The organism is Nocardiopsis yanglingensis (genome assembly GCF_045809185.1).
Classification (GTDB): Bacteria; Pseudomonadota; Gammaproteobacteria; order Xanthomonadales; family Xanthomonadaceae; genus Stenotrophomonas; species Stenotrophomonas yanglingensis.
In genome coordinates this window covers 147,531-159,971 of sequence record NZ_JBJNRH010000003.1, presented here as the reverse complement: position 1 = coordinate 159,971, position 12,441 = coordinate 147,531, and the positions used below count along the sequence as shown (strand labels likewise).

The 12,441-nt window shown below is 60.8% G+C and carries 20 protein-coding genes; 15 read left to right on the top strand and 5 right to left on the bottom strand.

Features of this window, described 5'->3' with window-relative positions; all coding sequences use genetic code 11:
- The first annotated feature begins 96 nt into the window (after window positions 1–96).
- Together ACJ7C5_RS06680 and ACJ7C5_RS06675 are read left to right on the top strand one after the other, a co-directional pair.
- Window positions 97–1,035: an XdhC family protein gene (locus ACJ7C5_RS06680; protein ID WP_412703405.1), complete on the top strand. Its 939-nt coding sequence runs from the start codon at window positions 97–99 to the stop codon at window positions 1,033–1,035.
- Window positions 1,011–1,637: a nucleotidyltransferase family protein gene (locus tag ACJ7C5_RS06675; protein ID WP_412703404.1), complete on the top strand. Its 627-nt coding sequence runs from the start codon at window positions 1,011–1,013 to the stop codon at window positions 1,635–1,637. The genes ACJ7C5_RS06680 and ACJ7C5_RS06675 overlap by 25 nt, the downstream gene beginning before the upstream one ends.
- Before the next feature lie 91 nt (window positions 1,638–1,728).
- On the opposite strand, the gene ACJ7C5_RS06670 is transcribed toward ACJ7C5_RS06675, so the two are convergent.
- Together ACJ7C5_RS06670 and ACJ7C5_RS06665 are read right to left on the bottom strand one after the other, a co-directional pair.
- A complete protein-coding gene (locus ACJ7C5_RS06670) occupies window positions 1,729–2,199 on the bottom strand; it encodes a hypothetical protein (RefSeq protein WP_412703403.1) in 471 nt (156 codons plus the stop codon).
- Complete coding sequence (locus ACJ7C5_RS06665; RefSeq protein ID WP_412703402.1) at window positions 2,200–2,556, bottom strand: hypothetical protein; 357 nt, start codon at window positions 2,554–2,556, stop codon at window positions 2,200–2,202. It lies immediately after the preceding gene.
- Between the two features lie 784 nt (window positions 2,557–3,340).
- Here ACJ7C5_RS06665 and ACJ7C5_RS06660 point away from each other — a divergent pair.
- The 3 genes from ACJ7C5_RS06660 to ACJ7C5_RS06650 all read left to right on the top strand — a co-directional run bounded on the left by ACJ7C5_RS06660 (window position 3,341) and on the right by ACJ7C5_RS06650 (window position 5,033).
- The gene (locus tag ACJ7C5_RS06660; RefSeq protein ID WP_412703401.1) at window positions 3,341–4,006 is read left to right on the top strand and encodes a hypothetical protein; all 666 of its coding nucleotides are present in this window, start codon (window positions 3,341–3,343) and stop codon (window positions 4,004–4,006) included.
- A gap of 67 nt (window positions 4,007–4,073) precedes the next feature.
- Window positions 4,074–4,769 (top strand): hypothetical protein, encoded by a 696-nt coding sequence (locus ACJ7C5_RS06655; RefSeq protein ID WP_412703400.1) that lies wholly within the window; start codon window positions 4,074–4,076, stop codon window positions 4,767–4,769.
- A 30-nt stretch (window positions 4,770–4,799) separates the two neighbouring features.
- Window positions 4,800–5,033, top strand: a complete 234-nt coding sequence (locus tag ACJ7C5_RS06650; protein ID WP_412703399.1) for a hypothetical protein — start codon at window positions 4,800–4,802, stop codon at window positions 5,031–5,033.
- Window positions 5,034–5,060: 27 nt separating this feature from the next.
- On the opposite strand, the gene ACJ7C5_RS06645 is transcribed toward ACJ7C5_RS06650, so the two are convergent.
- From ACJ7C5_RS06645 to ACJ7C5_RS06635, 3 genes are all read right to left on the bottom strand, one after another.
- Window positions 5,061–5,234: a hypothetical protein gene (locus ACJ7C5_RS06645; protein WP_412703398.1), complete on the bottom strand. Its 174-nt coding sequence runs from the start codon at window positions 5,232–5,234 to the stop codon at window positions 5,061–5,063.
- Window positions 5,235–5,314: 80 nt separating this feature from the next.
- On the bottom strand, window positions 5,315–5,926 hold the full coding sequence (locus ACJ7C5_RS06640) for a hypothetical protein (protein WP_412703397.1): 612 nt from the start codon (window positions 5,924–5,926) through the stop codon (window positions 5,315–5,317).
- Between the two features lie 17 nt (window positions 5,927–5,943).
- Window positions 5,944–6,420 carry a DUF3693 domain-containing protein gene (locus ACJ7C5_RS06635; protein ID WP_412703396.1) on the bottom strand — a complete coding sequence of 159 codons (477 nt, stop codon included), beginning with the start codon at window positions 6,418–6,420 and terminating at the stop codon, window positions 5,944–5,946.
- A 137-nt stretch (window positions 6,421–6,557) separates the two neighbouring features.
- On the opposite strand from ACJ7C5_RS06635, the gene ACJ7C5_RS06630 reads away from it, so the two are divergent.
- The 10 genes from ACJ7C5_RS06630 to ACJ7C5_RS06585 all read left to right on the top strand — a co-directional run bounded on the left by ACJ7C5_RS06630 (window position 6,558) and on the right by ACJ7C5_RS06585 (window position 12,105).
- Complete coding sequence (locus ACJ7C5_RS06630; RefSeq protein WP_412703395.1) at window positions 6,558–6,836, top strand: hypothetical protein; 279 nt, start codon at window positions 6,558–6,560, stop codon at window positions 6,834–6,836.
- Window positions 6,833–7,009: a hypothetical protein gene (locus ACJ7C5_RS06625; protein WP_412703394.1), complete on the top strand. Its 177-nt coding sequence runs from the start codon at window positions 6,833–6,835 to the stop codon at window positions 7,007–7,009. Before ACJ7C5_RS06630 ends, ACJ7C5_RS06625 begins: the two co-directional genes overlap by 4 nt.
- Window positions 6,999–8,105, top strand: a complete 1,107-nt coding sequence (locus ACJ7C5_RS06620; RefSeq protein WP_412703393.1) for a replication initiation factor domain-containing protein — start codon at window positions 6,999–7,001, stop codon at window positions 8,103–8,105. The genes ACJ7C5_RS06625 and ACJ7C5_RS06620 overlap by 11 nt, the downstream gene beginning before the upstream one ends.
- A gap of 6 nt (window positions 8,106–8,111) precedes the next feature.
- Window positions 8,112–8,414: a single-stranded DNA-binding protein gene (locus ACJ7C5_RS06615; RefSeq protein WP_049405693.1), complete on the top strand. Its 303-nt coding sequence runs from the start codon at window positions 8,112–8,114 to the stop codon at window positions 8,412–8,414.
- A 308-nt stretch (window positions 8,415–8,722) separates the two neighbouring features.
- Window positions 8,723–8,857, top strand: coding sequence for a capsid protein (locus ACJ7C5_RS06610; RefSeq protein ID WP_087786531.1), 135 nt, complete (start codon window positions 8,723–8,725; stop codon window positions 8,855–8,857).
- Window positions 8,858–8,907: 50 nt separating this feature from the next.
- Complete coding sequence (locus tag ACJ7C5_RS06605; protein ID WP_197649967.1) at window positions 8,908–9,045, top strand: hypothetical protein; 138 nt, start codon at window positions 8,908–8,910, stop codon at window positions 9,043–9,045.
- A gap of 8 nt (window positions 9,046–9,053) precedes the next feature.
- Window positions 9,054–9,323, top strand: coding sequence for a hypothetical protein (locus ACJ7C5_RS06600; RefSeq protein WP_412703392.1), 270 nt, complete (start codon window positions 9,054–9,056; stop codon window positions 9,321–9,323).
- Between the two features lie 103 nt (window positions 9,324–9,426).
- Entirely contained in the window at window positions 9,427–10,413 is a 987-nt protein-coding gene (locus ACJ7C5_RS06595; protein WP_412703391.1) for a hypothetical protein, read from the top strand.
- Window positions 10,410–10,808: a hypothetical protein gene (locus ACJ7C5_RS06590; protein WP_412703390.1), complete on the top strand. Its 399-nt coding sequence runs from the start codon at window positions 10,410–10,412 to the stop codon at window positions 10,806–10,808. The genes ACJ7C5_RS06595 and ACJ7C5_RS06590 overlap by 4 nt, the downstream gene beginning before the upstream one ends.
- Window positions 10,809–10,812: 4 nt before the next feature.
- The gene (locus ACJ7C5_RS06585) at window positions 10,813–12,105 is read left to right on the top strand and encodes a zonular occludens toxin domain-containing protein (RefSeq protein ID WP_049406720.1); all 1,293 of its coding nucleotides are present in this window, start codon (window positions 10,813–10,815) and stop codon (window positions 12,103–12,105) included.
- Window positions 12,106–12,441 lie beyond the last annotated feature (336 nt).

The window sequence follows — 12,441 nt, the reverse complement described above, 5'->3', positions numbered from 1 at the left end:
ATGGATGCCGCTGTAGCAGGCGAAGTGGCGCCCAGGAACCTTGCCGAGCATATGCCCCCAGTACCGGGCTTCCTCACCGAAGGAAGCCCGCGCGGCGTGCTCGAGACGGCCTTGACGCGCGTGCGCGCGGGGGAGCACGCCGTGCTCGCGCTAGTGCTGGAAACCGATGGCTCCACCTACGCCGGTGCCGGCGACATGGTGCTGTTCTGCAACGGCAGCCAGGTCGGCTGGCTCAGCGGCGGATGCCTGGAGCCTGAGCTCGCGCGCCGCGCGGAGCAGGTGAGCGCGGCAGGGCAGGTCGACTGGATCGAGATCGACACCCGCAGTGACGACGACCTGTTGGGTGGGTCCGCGCTCGGCTGCCGCGGCCGGCTTCGGATTGCGCTTCTGCCGTTGCGGGTCATGACCGGCATCGACACCGTGATCGAGGCTTGGCTGCGCGAGGGGGTGTCACTCCAGCGCGACCTTCGCACGTCGGGGCAGATCGTTTTCCGCGCCGGCCATCGCGAGCAGGCATGGCAGCTGAACCCGATGGACGGGGCGCAGCCCTTTGGAGAAGCAGCGTGGCGTTTGCCATTGCCCCGGCTTCCACGGGCTCTGGTGCTGGGTGGCGGTCCAGAAACGCCCTTCCTGGTTCCGTTGCTGCGGGGACTGGGGTGGCGGGTCAGCGTGGCCGAACGACGAGCGCGCTGGTCCTCAGCGGGGCAGGGCGCGGATGCACAGCTCCAGGTGAGCCCGGCCGAGGCCCTCCATGCCGACCCGTGCGACGCGGTGCTGGTGATGCACCACGACTTCGAGCTGGACCGCGAGGCGCTGGTGGCCCTGGCCGATACCGAGGTTGCCTTCATTGGACTTCTGGGGCCGCGGCGAAGGCGTGAGGATCTGTTCAAGCTGCTGACACCCGATCAGCGCCACCGCCTGTCCTCCAGACTTCGATCACCGGTCGGCCTCAACATCGGCGGCCGAGGGCCGGAGGCGATTTCGCTCAGCATCGCCGCCCAGCTGCAGCAATGGCGAAGCACCGCCGGCACGTGACCGCCGCGCATGCGGTCGTCGTGCTTGCGGCGGGCGGGAGCACCCGGCTTGGCCAGCCCAAGCAGCTTCTGACCCGGCAGGGCGAGACCCTGGTACATCGCGTAGTGCGGTTGGCGCTGGAGCTCGCGCCTTCGCAGGTGCTGGTGGTGGTGGGCGCGAACGCACAGGCCGTGACATCCAGTATTTCCGGACTGGATGCGACTACAGTAACCAACCACCGCTGGGAAAGCGGCCTGGCCAGCAGCCTGCAGGTTGCAGGCACACACCTGCTGCCCGCGGTGGCCGCCGTGATGGTCGTGGCATGCGACCAGCCCGCGATCGAGCACTCCCATCTGCAGGCGTTGCTTTCGGGTGCCCACGCCTCGGCGTCAGGGTGCGCTGGCACCCGTCACGGAAACGTCCTTGGCGTTCCTGCAGTGGTGCCACGCGCATGGTTCAATCAGGTGGGTGCAAGCGGTGACCGCGGCTTCGGAGCGCGCTTGAGGCAGCTTCCCATCGATGCCGTGCATGCCCTTCAAGCGCCGGAGCTGGGCCTGGATATCGACACGCCAGAAGATCTCGCGCGTGCGCGCCTCGCGGGCTGGATCGATGCCGTGCGGTGAGTCGCGTGATCACTGGACCAATGCCCGTCGTGCAGGTGACTAGCCGCGAACCCTCGCAGCCCGCGGCTCTGTAGAGTCGAGCCATGCTCGACTACGGCACGCCACATCGCGCCCCATCAGGCACATCACCAGCAAGAATCTGCAGCACCCGATCCAACAGAACAGGTTCCGGCACGCCAGCCAGCACCTGCTCCAAGTGGCCCAACGGTTGCAGCTGCCATTGGAGGAGCGCCCGCAACTGCACAACGGCGGGCGCCCGCCGCTCCGCGTCCAGTGAGACACGCAACAGCAGATGTCGCGAGCGCCTCTCCAGCAAGAGCACCGGAATGCCGTTGCAGCGAATCTGGAAAGAGACATCCCGTTGCCGTTCAACGAACTGGAAGCCCTGCCGAGGCCGAGCCTCAACGAACTGCACCGCTTGGCGGCGCAGCTGTGAAAAGCGATTGTCGGTGATGCTCTGGAACGCGAGCGCCTCGGGCACAGGCGGCGCCGACCACCAAGGTTGTGCCGCGACCACTGCCGTGAGGAGCAGCGCTGTGGCCGCCCAGCGCCACCAGGCCACTCAGCCCTCCGGACGCACCCGATCGATGGCATGCGCCGTGAGTCCCAACCCGGCCATGATCAGGCCCTCCATGACGCGCGGGCCAACGTATTGCTCCAACTCACCGTTCTCGCGGGCACGCTGTGCGGCCAGCAGGATCTCCAGCACCACGCGAAGGCCGGCCAGCGAGCAATCGGTGTCCGCCAGGGCGATGCGTCGGCCGGGCATCTGATGGCGCTCAGGCCAAGGCTGGCCGTCGGAGGCGGCGCCGGAGCCGATGCTGTGCAGCAGGGCGATGAGCGTGTTCGGATCCAGAGCGGTGCCGTTGGCCGGCGCGTCGTGGATCGGGTGCGGAGCAGGGGAGTGAGGCTGGGTCATGGCTGGGCTCCTTGCGTGCATGCAGAAGCCGCCACCGATAAAGGTGGCGGACGGTGCGTGGCTCGAAATCCGGTACGCGACTAGGCCCGGTGGGCACAAGGCCCCCACGCACCGCCCGCCATAGCCGGCCGACGGATTGCCAGCCGGCACCACAAGGCGTGGTGCCGGCTGGCAAGCGCAAACTACAGTCGCGTTACCGGGATTTCGAGCCCCGGCCACCGATGTATTGGTGGCACGAAAAGGAATACGCGCGGTCGTGCGCGATGCCAATGCAGTAAGGCTGATGCCGTCACCAATTTCAACATTTTCAGAATCGTTGCATATGCTGCGACGTAGCTGAGGCCTTGCGCTGCAATGCTATCCCCGGTGTTGAAGGCGCACACCTGTATTCTGTCGGTATCCACCCAGTCGAACCAAGAGCGAGGCGGATGCGACAAGGTGGCCTAGGATTGCCAACCATCAATAGCTCTCCTATAGGGCTGTTTCGTCGCACATAGTCTGCGTTGCCATCCATCGACTGCGCGAGAGAAGGCACGATCTTCCTCAGCTCCCCGGCGCTACAACGAGCAAAATTTCGGCAAGGGATGATCCTGTTAGTGACGTCGGGACGTCGGGACGTCGGGACGTCGGAGCATCGGGACTTCGGGGCATCTGGACTTATATTTATCAATTGATTGCAGAACATTTCGAACCTTACTTCTGCATAATGACGCGGCCGAAGTCGCACATTGACTTCAAACGGATCATTGAGCATCATTTGTAGAAACACACAAAGGAATTTCCCTTGAAAGCCAATGAGAAGGTGGGCCCGGTCAAGGCCAGCATGTCCGTTGTCTTGAAAGCCAATGAAGTGGTCGTCGCAGAAGTGGATGACGCGATACTATGGAACGCAGTTTTTGCGGCAATGAACAGCGGCTCCTCGGCATTGAGCCCTATGACGCTTCCTAGCGCACAGATGCAAGGCATAGATGCTGAAAACACATCCAACAAAGTCCAGACCCAGCAGCAGACTCAGAACACACCAGCGGCCGAGCCCCTCAACAAATTTGCAAAAGAGCTAGGGGTAGATCTCGATGTGCTCGTTGGCTCCTGCGATCCCACTTCTTCGGAGCCGCACCTGCGACTGGACTCCCATTGTTGGGAGCAAATGAAGAAGGAACTTCCTATGCGAGGGCCCAAAGCAGTCGCGCCGATTGTATTGGCTGCAACAGCTCTTTGCTTGTGGGCCCGAAATGGTGGTATCGGCCCCGTTACCCAAGGACAAGCCCAGGGGGTCTTGGGAACAATTGGTCTTCGGGACCCCAACGCCTCACGTGGCATAAAAAGTGCAGAGTGGCTTCAGTCTCGCCCTGGCGGCCAGATTGTCTTGAATCCTGCGCAGGTCTCTAAGGCAATATTGATTACCAGCTGCTTCTGTAAGCAGGACTGGAGTGCTTGGAAATCCCTTTAATAAGTAGGGAATAGACGTGCCATATCGAGCTTTTCTTCTTCAAGTAGACGAGCGTTGCAAGACCCAAATGGATCGAGCAATCGCACTTCTGTGGCTCGCAGGCCGTGAGAATCCGTCGATCGGGCTGAGCGCGAAGAATATTGCGGAGATTCTTCGCTCGGCTGGACACCCGCAGCAGAACGTTTCGCGCTTAGACCGAATGCTTCGCGCTGACAAACGAACAGCAGTGGCCCCTGGAGGCGGCTGGTCGCTTCGGCCACCGGCCCGAAAAAAACTGGATGCGGATTATGTAATCTATGCCGGAGCGCCCGAGTTGCCAGCTAGCGATAGCGTAGTTCCGCTGGGGCTCGTCAATGGCACTCGAAACTACATCGAGAGAATCGCAGATCAGATCAACAAGAGCTTTGACTGCAGGCTTTACGATTGCTGTGCCGTCATGTGCCGTAGGTTGCTTGAGACCCTCATTATTGAAATGTACGAACACCAAGGGCGAGAGGTAGAGATTAAGAAAGATGCTCACTATCAGCCGCTCAGTGACCTTGTGGCTTACGTTGAGAGCGATCACAAGATATCGTTGAGCAGAATGGGGCTCAAAGCCCTCAAGGAATTCAAACGACTAGGGGACCTTTCTGCACACAACAGGCGTTATAACGCGCGCGAGAGTGATATCGCACCGCTTCGAGATGGCATCCGTTTAGTGATCGAAGAAATGCTGAACATCGCCAACCTCTATTCGAAGGCATCAAACTCAAAAGCGGCCTAGCTTGAATCGACGACAACCAGGGATTGATAAATGGCAAGTTACAAGAACGCGAATTTTCTTGTTCACAATGACGGCGTTGCGTTCGACGCACTCCTGCCGCCAGGAACGATCGCTCACAACTCCGGAATTTATCGTTGTTCAGGCTGCGGAAGTGAAATAGCAGCAAACAAAGACAATCCGTTGCCACCGCAGAATCATCATCAGCACAGCGCTGGTCAAGATCCAATTAGGTGGCAGCTAATTGTTTTTGCTGTGCATCACTAACAGCATCGCCTTACGGGAGATCATTAATCACGAAAGTGCCCGAGAAGCGTAGTGCTGGAGCTTCGGAAAGCTGATCATGCCGAGGCTGCGTGGACAGGCCTCGCCAAAGACCCAGCCCAAGCCCCTCAGAAAAGCGTTCTGAGCCCTGTAGGGCAGGGCGAAGCCTACAGCCATGCACAGCGCCATGGCCGTTGCAGCCAAGCGCTTCTAGAAGGTTCGCTCGGGCAAGGTAATGGCCTGTTTTTCAGGCTCTGGATGCCCCTGGATACGGAGCGCATCACCTATTTTTCCCGATCCCGACTGATCTCATCCCATACAGTCTTCGCGGTTTTCATAGCCGTCCCGAGAGCCTCTCTAGCGAGGATCATCTCGCCACCTTTCCAGCTGGGCCTTGCAAGGGCCTCGTCGATCGCAAAGAGGGTGATTTCGAGTTCCATCTGGAGCTCCATGCTCTGACCTTGCCGAGCCTCGCACATGACTTGCGATTCCTCCGGAGTGATGCGCGTCATCTCCAGCAATCTCCTTGCGGCTCGCAACCGTCCCTTGTTCTGATGCACACCAGTTCCGACCGGTCGATAGCGGGGGATGTGAGGCCCCATTTGCGTAATTCGCATCAACTTCGCTTGAATTCCTGCGAGGACGCGATCCTCAGCGCCATCTTTCTTCCGCTGCTCAGCCGACCACAGATAGAAAGTGAGCCCAGCTGCACCGATGCCCATGGCCCAAGTACCCACGGCCGCCACCCAGTCGGCCGCGCTTCCATTACTCATTCCTTCACAAATTTTATCGTCTCCGGTCAGAGCTGCGGTGACGATTCCGCACGACAGCAAGAACAGGCCAAGGGCCAGAGCCGCGACCTCAACTCGCGTAGACCTTACAACCATCACATTCATAGCGCATCTTCGGATCTTTAACTTGGGCGCGGGAATTCTGACATGACCGAGTCTCTAGCCAAGCCAGAGCCAGTCACAGCCATTGCCAAGCAGAGCCGACGAACCCAACAACGGCAGATATGGCATTTCGCATAATGTATATCGTGCAAGGCATTACCAGCCTGCGGCATAGCCTGCACATCGCGGGGCAGGGCGGTACCCACGAAGAGGCATAGCGCCATGGCCACAGTGGCGAGTTTCTGCGCAATTCGGCGCCACGCGGCCTTTTCGTCCTCGGAATTGCTCCGCTCAGCCATCACGACAGCCGACCACATTTCCGGGCTGTCACCAATGTCCACCGCCATCCGCTCGATGTAGTGGATTTCCGCGTTTTTCCCTTGTTTCCAGAGGGAAACGGTCGCCCGGGACACGCCTAATGCCAGCGCACCAGCGTTGTCGCTCTGGATCTTCTGCACGTGCTTCCACCGGCAGAACAGGTCGTAGCTGGCGCTCATTGTCGATACCTACTTGACATGGGTGTACAGGGGTACTTTACAGTTCGCCCCGGTGTCGAGGAATCCTTGACACTCCCGCCACCGGCACCCCAAGGCTGTTGGCGGGTTCTCTTGGGGCTTGGGGTAGGGGAGCAGGGATGATCGATCCGTTCATTGCCTTCGTGCTGCTGGCGGCCATCGTGGCCGTTTCGATTGGTAGCGCCAAACTGGTTTCGTGGTGCCTCGACCGGCATGGGGAGTCTGCCCGTCGCAGTGCACACGAAGCCGCCTTCGTCGCCCAGGCACGCGCCGAACTGGCCGCAACCGGCTGGACCCCCGATCACGAAACCTTCTATCAGGCTGAAATCGCCGCCACCAAGCGCGGTGATCTGCTGACCGCTGCTCGCTACGCCGAAGAGCAGGAGCGCGCCGCATGAGCAGGTTTCCCTCATTCGCCGAACTGGCGGAATTCGACATGGGTCTTGCGGCATGCGCCGCGCTGATCACCGTTTGGCTGGGAGCGGCGTTGCTCTCCATCGTGATCGAGCAGGCATGGCTGGCGCTTCGTCGGCTGTGGAAGCTCAGCAAGGGGCGTTGCAATGGCCGGTGATCGCGCGGTGCTGGCCGGGTCGGGACTCCCCTCGTCTAACAGGGGAGTCAGTGAATTCAGGAACGCCGATGGAACCCTGACGGTCGGCATTGACTGGTTCTCCGCTTCCATCGATCTGCGCGCAGCGCTGGACGAACTTGCGTTCCGTGATGGCAACAGCTTCGAAGAGGTCCGCCAGTGGATCGAGTTCTCCCCGGAGAACGCACGCATCGCGGCCTTGCAGGTGTTCTGCTGGTTCTTCGCCGGGCTTGGCCTTGAACTGGATGAAACAGCCGGTGGCGGTCGCTTCTACACGTGGCGTATCAAGATCATCGACGCGGCCAAGAAGTTCGTTGGCATGATCGAACTCGGTGGCGAAGAGTGCCGCCGCGCAGATGGCACGTATACCGCCCGCATCGAGCTAACCGGTGATGGATGCAAGGCGATAGGCGCAGCGCGCTGCGGCCATGCGAAGCGGTGGCTGGAGCTTCGAGCGAAGCTCGAAAGCTGCGCCGGAAGGATCACTCGTGTTGACGTGTGCGCCGATGACCTGGTGGGCGAATACCCATTGCGGCTCGCGCAGAAGTGGTACGAGGAAGGTGAGTTCAACAATCGCGGTCAGCGCCCTAAAGCGCAGCTGGTGGATGACTACGACAGCGGTGACGGCAAGACGTTCTATGTCGGCGGCAAGAAATCTGAAAAGCAGCTGCGCGTCTACGAGAAGGGCAGGGAGCAGGGCGACAAGAGTTCGCCGTGGGTGCGCTACGAGGCCCAGTTCCGCAACTCCAATCGTAAGGAACTGCCGCTCGACATTCTGCGTGACCCGGCCTCCTACCTGCTCGGCGCCTATCCGGTCCTGTCCTTTCTGCGCTGTGTTGCCACGCGCATCGAAATCACGAAAGCCGCCGTTGAAGCGACATGGAAGAGCGTTCGTCGCCACATTCGTCGCCAGTACGGTGCGGCCCTCAATTTCATCGCCAAGAACTGCCCTGACGATCAGGCGTTGCGGGCGGTAATCGAATCCTGCACTTCGCCATCGCTGCCGAAGTGGGTCACAGGTGACACAGCAGCGCACTGGCCCGAAATCGCGGCCGTACAGCCAACCTCAAAGGGGTAACAGCACATGAGCATCAAGGTCACCGTCCTCAAGAACGAAATTGACGAACGCGGCGGCAGCTTCAAGAACGACGCTGGTGAGAACGTCGAGTACACCACCCGCAAGCAGAAGGCCAAGCTTGAAACCGGTGGTTTTGCCTATCCGTTCGACGTGCGCCTGGACAAGGGCCAGCCGGGCTACCCCGAAGGCGAGTACGAGCTCGACGTTGAGTCCATGTTGCAGGTCAACAAGGGCGTGGCATCGCTGAGCAAGTTCACCGTCCTGCGCATGGTGCCGAAGTCCGCACCTCGCGCGGCTGCTCAGGCCTAAGTCATGGCCGTGTGCGTGTCTCTGACAGCTGAGGGGACGCTCGTACCCACCGGGGAGCCTGCATCGCAGTGTGGTGGGTATGTGCTTGTGTCGGCGGCAGAACACGCACAGGCCTCAATTCTCATCGATCTATTTCAGTGGCCCGAACCGGAAGTGGCCGCTGGTTGGTTCTCGGGGGTGTTCTCGCTGGTGCTCGCACTCAACGTGCTGGGCTACATCGTGGGCGCCGTCGTGAAGTCGGTCAGTACAGAGCGGGATTGACCACCCCATCCAACGCGCAAAACGCGCATCACAGAAGGAGTATTGCAATGGATTTCGACAGCATCCTGACCGGCCTCGCAGTCACCAGCGCCGTGAGCGCCATCATCGGTGCGGGCGCACTGAAGGCCTCGCCGGGCTTCGCCCGCTGGGCCACCAACAAGGTCGCGAACTTCTTCCGCTGATAGCGGAAGAGTCGCGCCGGGTAGGGGCTGGGAAACCGGCCCCGATTCCTATGCAGCCCCAGCTTGATGACGTCAATGTCGATGAGTGCCAGGACGACTGGTGCCCCGAGTGCGGCGGCGATGACGTGATCGTTCTGGATGACGGCAATCTGTGGTGCACGGAATGCCGGGTGGTCATCGACTACTAGGGGGAACGATGGACTTCAGTGGGGTATTTCTCGGGCTTTCAGTTGCACAAGCACTGGCCGCGATTGTGGGTGCCGGCACGCTATTGGCCCTTCCTCTTTTCGGGCGCTGGTGCGTCGAAAAGATCGCAGGCTTCTTCGAAGATCGGGAAGAGCTTGACGCCGACGAACACGCGGACGATCAGGCGGGCGAGGTAGATGAAGCCGTTTGCGATGAAGTGGGGCACGAGTTCGATGGCGGCGAATGCGTCTTCTGCGGCCAATCAGAAAGGGAGGATTGACGATGCTTGTGTGCATGGTCTTTGCGTTCATCGGCGGCCTTGCTGGTCATGCGGTCGCCCTGGCATTCAATGAGGCAAGTCAGTGACGCCCGCCCGATGTGCAGTGCTCGCTGTACTTCTTGCCTTCGGGCTGATGCCTTTCGTGGCGTTCGCGGATGATCAGGGCGAGGCATACGCCAAGTGCCTTAATCAGCTTTCCAAGACGACGGGGGAAAAAATTGTTGATCGCCAGTGTGTGAACCAGATCTATACCACTGGTGTGTTTGGTGGCGCCTATCGAGCCATGTACCGGCTTAGGACTGACAGTGGCGGTGTCAGTGGACAAATTCAGAGCGGTCCGGACTTCAACTGGATCAAAGCATGCAGCGCCCGACCGGAGGAACTTGGCTGGAAGGGTGGTGGCGACAACGGCCTAGGCAGTGTTTGCAGTAACGGCTGCACGTATGGGGGTTCGCTTTATGCGCAGTCCCCAACGGGGCGTCTATTTACGCCTACCGGTGAGGCGTGCAGCACGAACGACCACCCGGAGCCAACCAATCCCGATCCCGGCGAAGGAGGCGGCGATGGCGGCGGCACCGGTCCGGGCGACGGTGGCGGCGATGGTGGCGGCGATGGTGGCGGTGGCGATGGCGGCACAGGCCCGGGCGGCGGCGATGGTGGAGGTACTGGCCCGGGCGGCGGCGATGGCGGCGGCACGGGGCCGGGGGACGGTGACGGTGACGGTGGTGGTACCGGCCCGGGTGACGGTGGCGGTACTGGCCCGGGGCCAGGTGAGGGAGGTGACGGCGGCGGAACAGGCCCAACGACCGGGCGTCTTTACAAGAAGTCGGGCAAGACGGTTCAAAAGGTGATAGCGGAGTTCAAGACGGCCATTGAAGGGGCCCCGATCTTGTCGAAGGTCAAAGGCTTCTTTGGCAGCTGTACCGGCGGTGGCAGTTGTCCGACCGCAACGTGGGACGGTGGACAGTACGCGGGCAAGTTTGACCTGGCCTCGCTGTGCTCCGGCCCACTGCTACAGCTATTTCAGTACGCCGGATTCGTCTTCCTTGCGGGCATGGGCATCGTTGCGCTGAGGTGGGCACTGCTATGAAGCGTAATCATCTGATCGTGCTGGCTGCGGCGCTGCTTGTGCTCGTGCTGTCAGCGTCGTGGGCATATGCCGATGGGGTAGGGCCGGTCACCGCCCTCACCACGTGGGCAAAGGAGCAGATCACGTCGTTGTGGGCGGATTTCTCCGATTTCATGACGGATCTACAGACCGACTTCATCGAGCTGGTGTTGTCGTTCGTCAAGGCCATCGTGTATCTGATTCCAGCGCCTGATTTCCTGTCGCAGATCAGCTTCTGCGCAATGCTCAACGCTGCGGGGCCGTGGACCGCGTTCATCGTTGCCCAGTTGCGCGTCGGTGAGGCTATCGCGGTACTGACGGCTGCACTTGTATTCCGCCTTGTGCGGGTGTTCCTCACTCTCTTCCAGTGGACGTAACGAAATGATCTTCGGCCATGAAGGCTTGCCGCGCAGCGGCAAGAGCTACGAGGCGGTTCTGCATCACATCCTTCCTGCATTGCGGGCGAAGCGACATGTCTACGTGCGTCTAAACGGGGTAGGGGAGAGCCTCGATAAGATCGCTGCCCACCTGGGCATGCCTGAAGAAGAGGTGCGCGAGCTGGTGCATGTGATGGGCGACAAGGAAGTGGTTGATTGGTGCGTATGCGACACCGACAACGATGGCGCCATTTCGTTCCCACACATCGAGAAGCACGCACTGATCGTGATCGATGAGGCGCACGAGTACTGGCCGACCAATCGCGCCAATCTGCCTGAGCGCGCTGCAAACTTCTTCGCCAAGCACGGCCATATCAGCTTGGACATGGTGATCATCTCGCAGGACTGCAAAGACCTGCATCGCCTGATCATCCGCCGCATGGCGAAGAAGAACACGTATACCAAGCTCGACGCGCTGGGGTCCGATCAGCGATATTCGGTGCGGTTCTATGCGGCCACTGGCACCGGCAAATATGAAACGGTGGGCACAGAGGTCCGCAAGTACGACCCGGCCATCTGGGAGCTCTACCACGGCGTGCAGCCGGGCATTGAATCCAATGAGGTCTACAAGGGGAACACGCGCACCCTGTGGAAGACCCTGCGCGGTCCGGCAATCCTTATGGCGCTCGCGCTGATTGTCGGCGTCGTAATGCTGGGGCGGTTCTTTATCGCAGATGGCACCACGGGCGGTACAGACAAGATTAAAGGCGTTGTTGCTTCGCAGAAGGCCGCGATTCCGGCCATTGCCCACGCCCCCGGCTCTCAGCCTGCAACAGTGGTGACAAAGGTGGCTGAGCCTGCGAAGGAGAAGGAGCGCCTTCCAGCAGGCGTGCAGTACGTGCTGGACATGACGGCCAATGCCAGGGCGCGGCATGCCGGCTGGTATGGGCAGCGCGACATTGTGGAGTTTCGGGCTACGGGCGGCGGTCAGGTGCTTGATCGATTCACCACTGAGCAGTTGTGGGCGCTGGGGTGGTCGGTTAAACGCACCGAATTTGGCGTGCTGCTGAGCGCTAAGGGGCACGAGATCATTGCCACGACTTGGCCCGTAGACCCGTTTGGCGAGCAGTCCGATGCTACGACCGCGCGCATAAAGGCTGCGGCGGGGTCGCCTGTGACGAGCGCGAGCGAGACACAGCCGACCACCGCCGCGGCGAACGGGAGCACTCTAATTGCAGTTGGGAAGCGCCCGTTGGGTACGTTCCCAGAGACGCCGCCTTATCCGGCGAGCTTCTGATTTTCGCAATGGGATACCATGCCCCCGAACCTTGGGGGCGAAATGGACATTCGATCAGGCCTAGTTCTGGCTTTACTGCTGCTGTGGGCACCTGCGCATGCACAACAACTACGCTCGGCAACCGGATCGCAACCAGTGCCCAGGTACGTGCCGCCAACACCGAAGGCGAGCAATCTTGGCGCTGAGCCGCTGAAATGCCAGCAGCACCTCGATCCGCGCATTCGGCTCTATTGCGCTGACATTGAACGATCCTTGATCCAGAGCGAGGCGCATCGTCAAGGCATACCAACGCCATCGAGCGAGATTGTGCGCATGCCAGCCTACGGGAGCGCTGAG

Coding starts and splice junctions, on each gene's coding strand:
- ACJ7C5_RS06585 (WP_049406720.1), top strand. CDS start 10,813: ATGATCTTCGGCCATGAAGGCTTGCCGCGCAGCGGCAAGAGCTACGAG.
- ACJ7C5_RS06665 (WP_412703402.1), bottom strand. CDS start 2,556: ATGACCCAGCCTCACTCCCCTGCTCCGCACCCGATCCACGACGCGCCG.
- ACJ7C5_RS06675 (WP_412703404.1), top strand. CDS start 1,011: ATGGCGAAGCACCGCCGGCACGTGACCGCCGCGCATGCGGTCGTCGTG.
- ACJ7C5_RS06600 (WP_412703392.1), top strand. CDS start 9,054: ATGGACTTCAGTGGGGTATTTCTCGGGCTTTCAGTTGCACAAGCACTG.
- ACJ7C5_RS06635 (WP_412703396.1), bottom strand. CDS start 6,420: ATGAGCGCCAGCTACGACCTGTTCTGCCGGTGGAAGCACGTGCAGAAG.
- ACJ7C5_RS06650 (WP_412703399.1), top strand. CDS start 4,800: ATGGCAAGTTACAAGAACGCGAATTTTCTTGTTCACAATGACGGCGTT.
- ACJ7C5_RS06630 (WP_412703395.1), top strand. CDS start 6,558: ATGATCGATCCGTTCATTGCCTTCGTGCTGCTGGCGGCCATCGTGGCC.
- ACJ7C5_RS06620 (WP_412703393.1), top strand. CDS start 6,999: ATGGCCGGTGATCGCGCGGTGCTGGCCGGGTCGGGACTCCCCTCGTCT.
- ACJ7C5_RS06615 (WP_049405693.1), top strand. CDS start 8,112: ATGAGCATCAAGGTCACCGTCCTCAAGAACGAAATTGACGAACGCGGC.
- ACJ7C5_RS06610 (WP_087786531.1), top strand. CDS start 8,723: ATGGATTTCGACAGCATCCTGACCGGCCTCGCAGTCACCAGCGCCGTG.
- ACJ7C5_RS06605 (WP_197649967.1), top strand. CDS start 8,908: ATGCAGCCCCAGCTTGATGACGTCAATGTCGATGAGTGCCAGGACGAC.
- ACJ7C5_RS06655 (WP_412703400.1), top strand. CDS start 4,074: ATGGATCGAGCAATCGCACTTCTGTGGCTCGCAGGCCGTGAGAATCCG.
- ACJ7C5_RS06625 (WP_412703394.1), top strand. CDS start 6,833: ATGAGCAGGTTTCCCTCATTCGCCGAACTGGCGGAATTCGACATGGGT.
- ACJ7C5_RS06640 (WP_412703397.1), bottom strand. CDS start 5,926: ATGAATGTGATGGTTGTAAGGTCTACGCGAGTTGAGGTCGCGGCTCTG.
- ACJ7C5_RS06590 (WP_412703390.1), top strand. CDS start 10,410: ATGAAGCGTAATCATCTGATCGTGCTGGCTGCGGCGCTGCTTGTGCTC.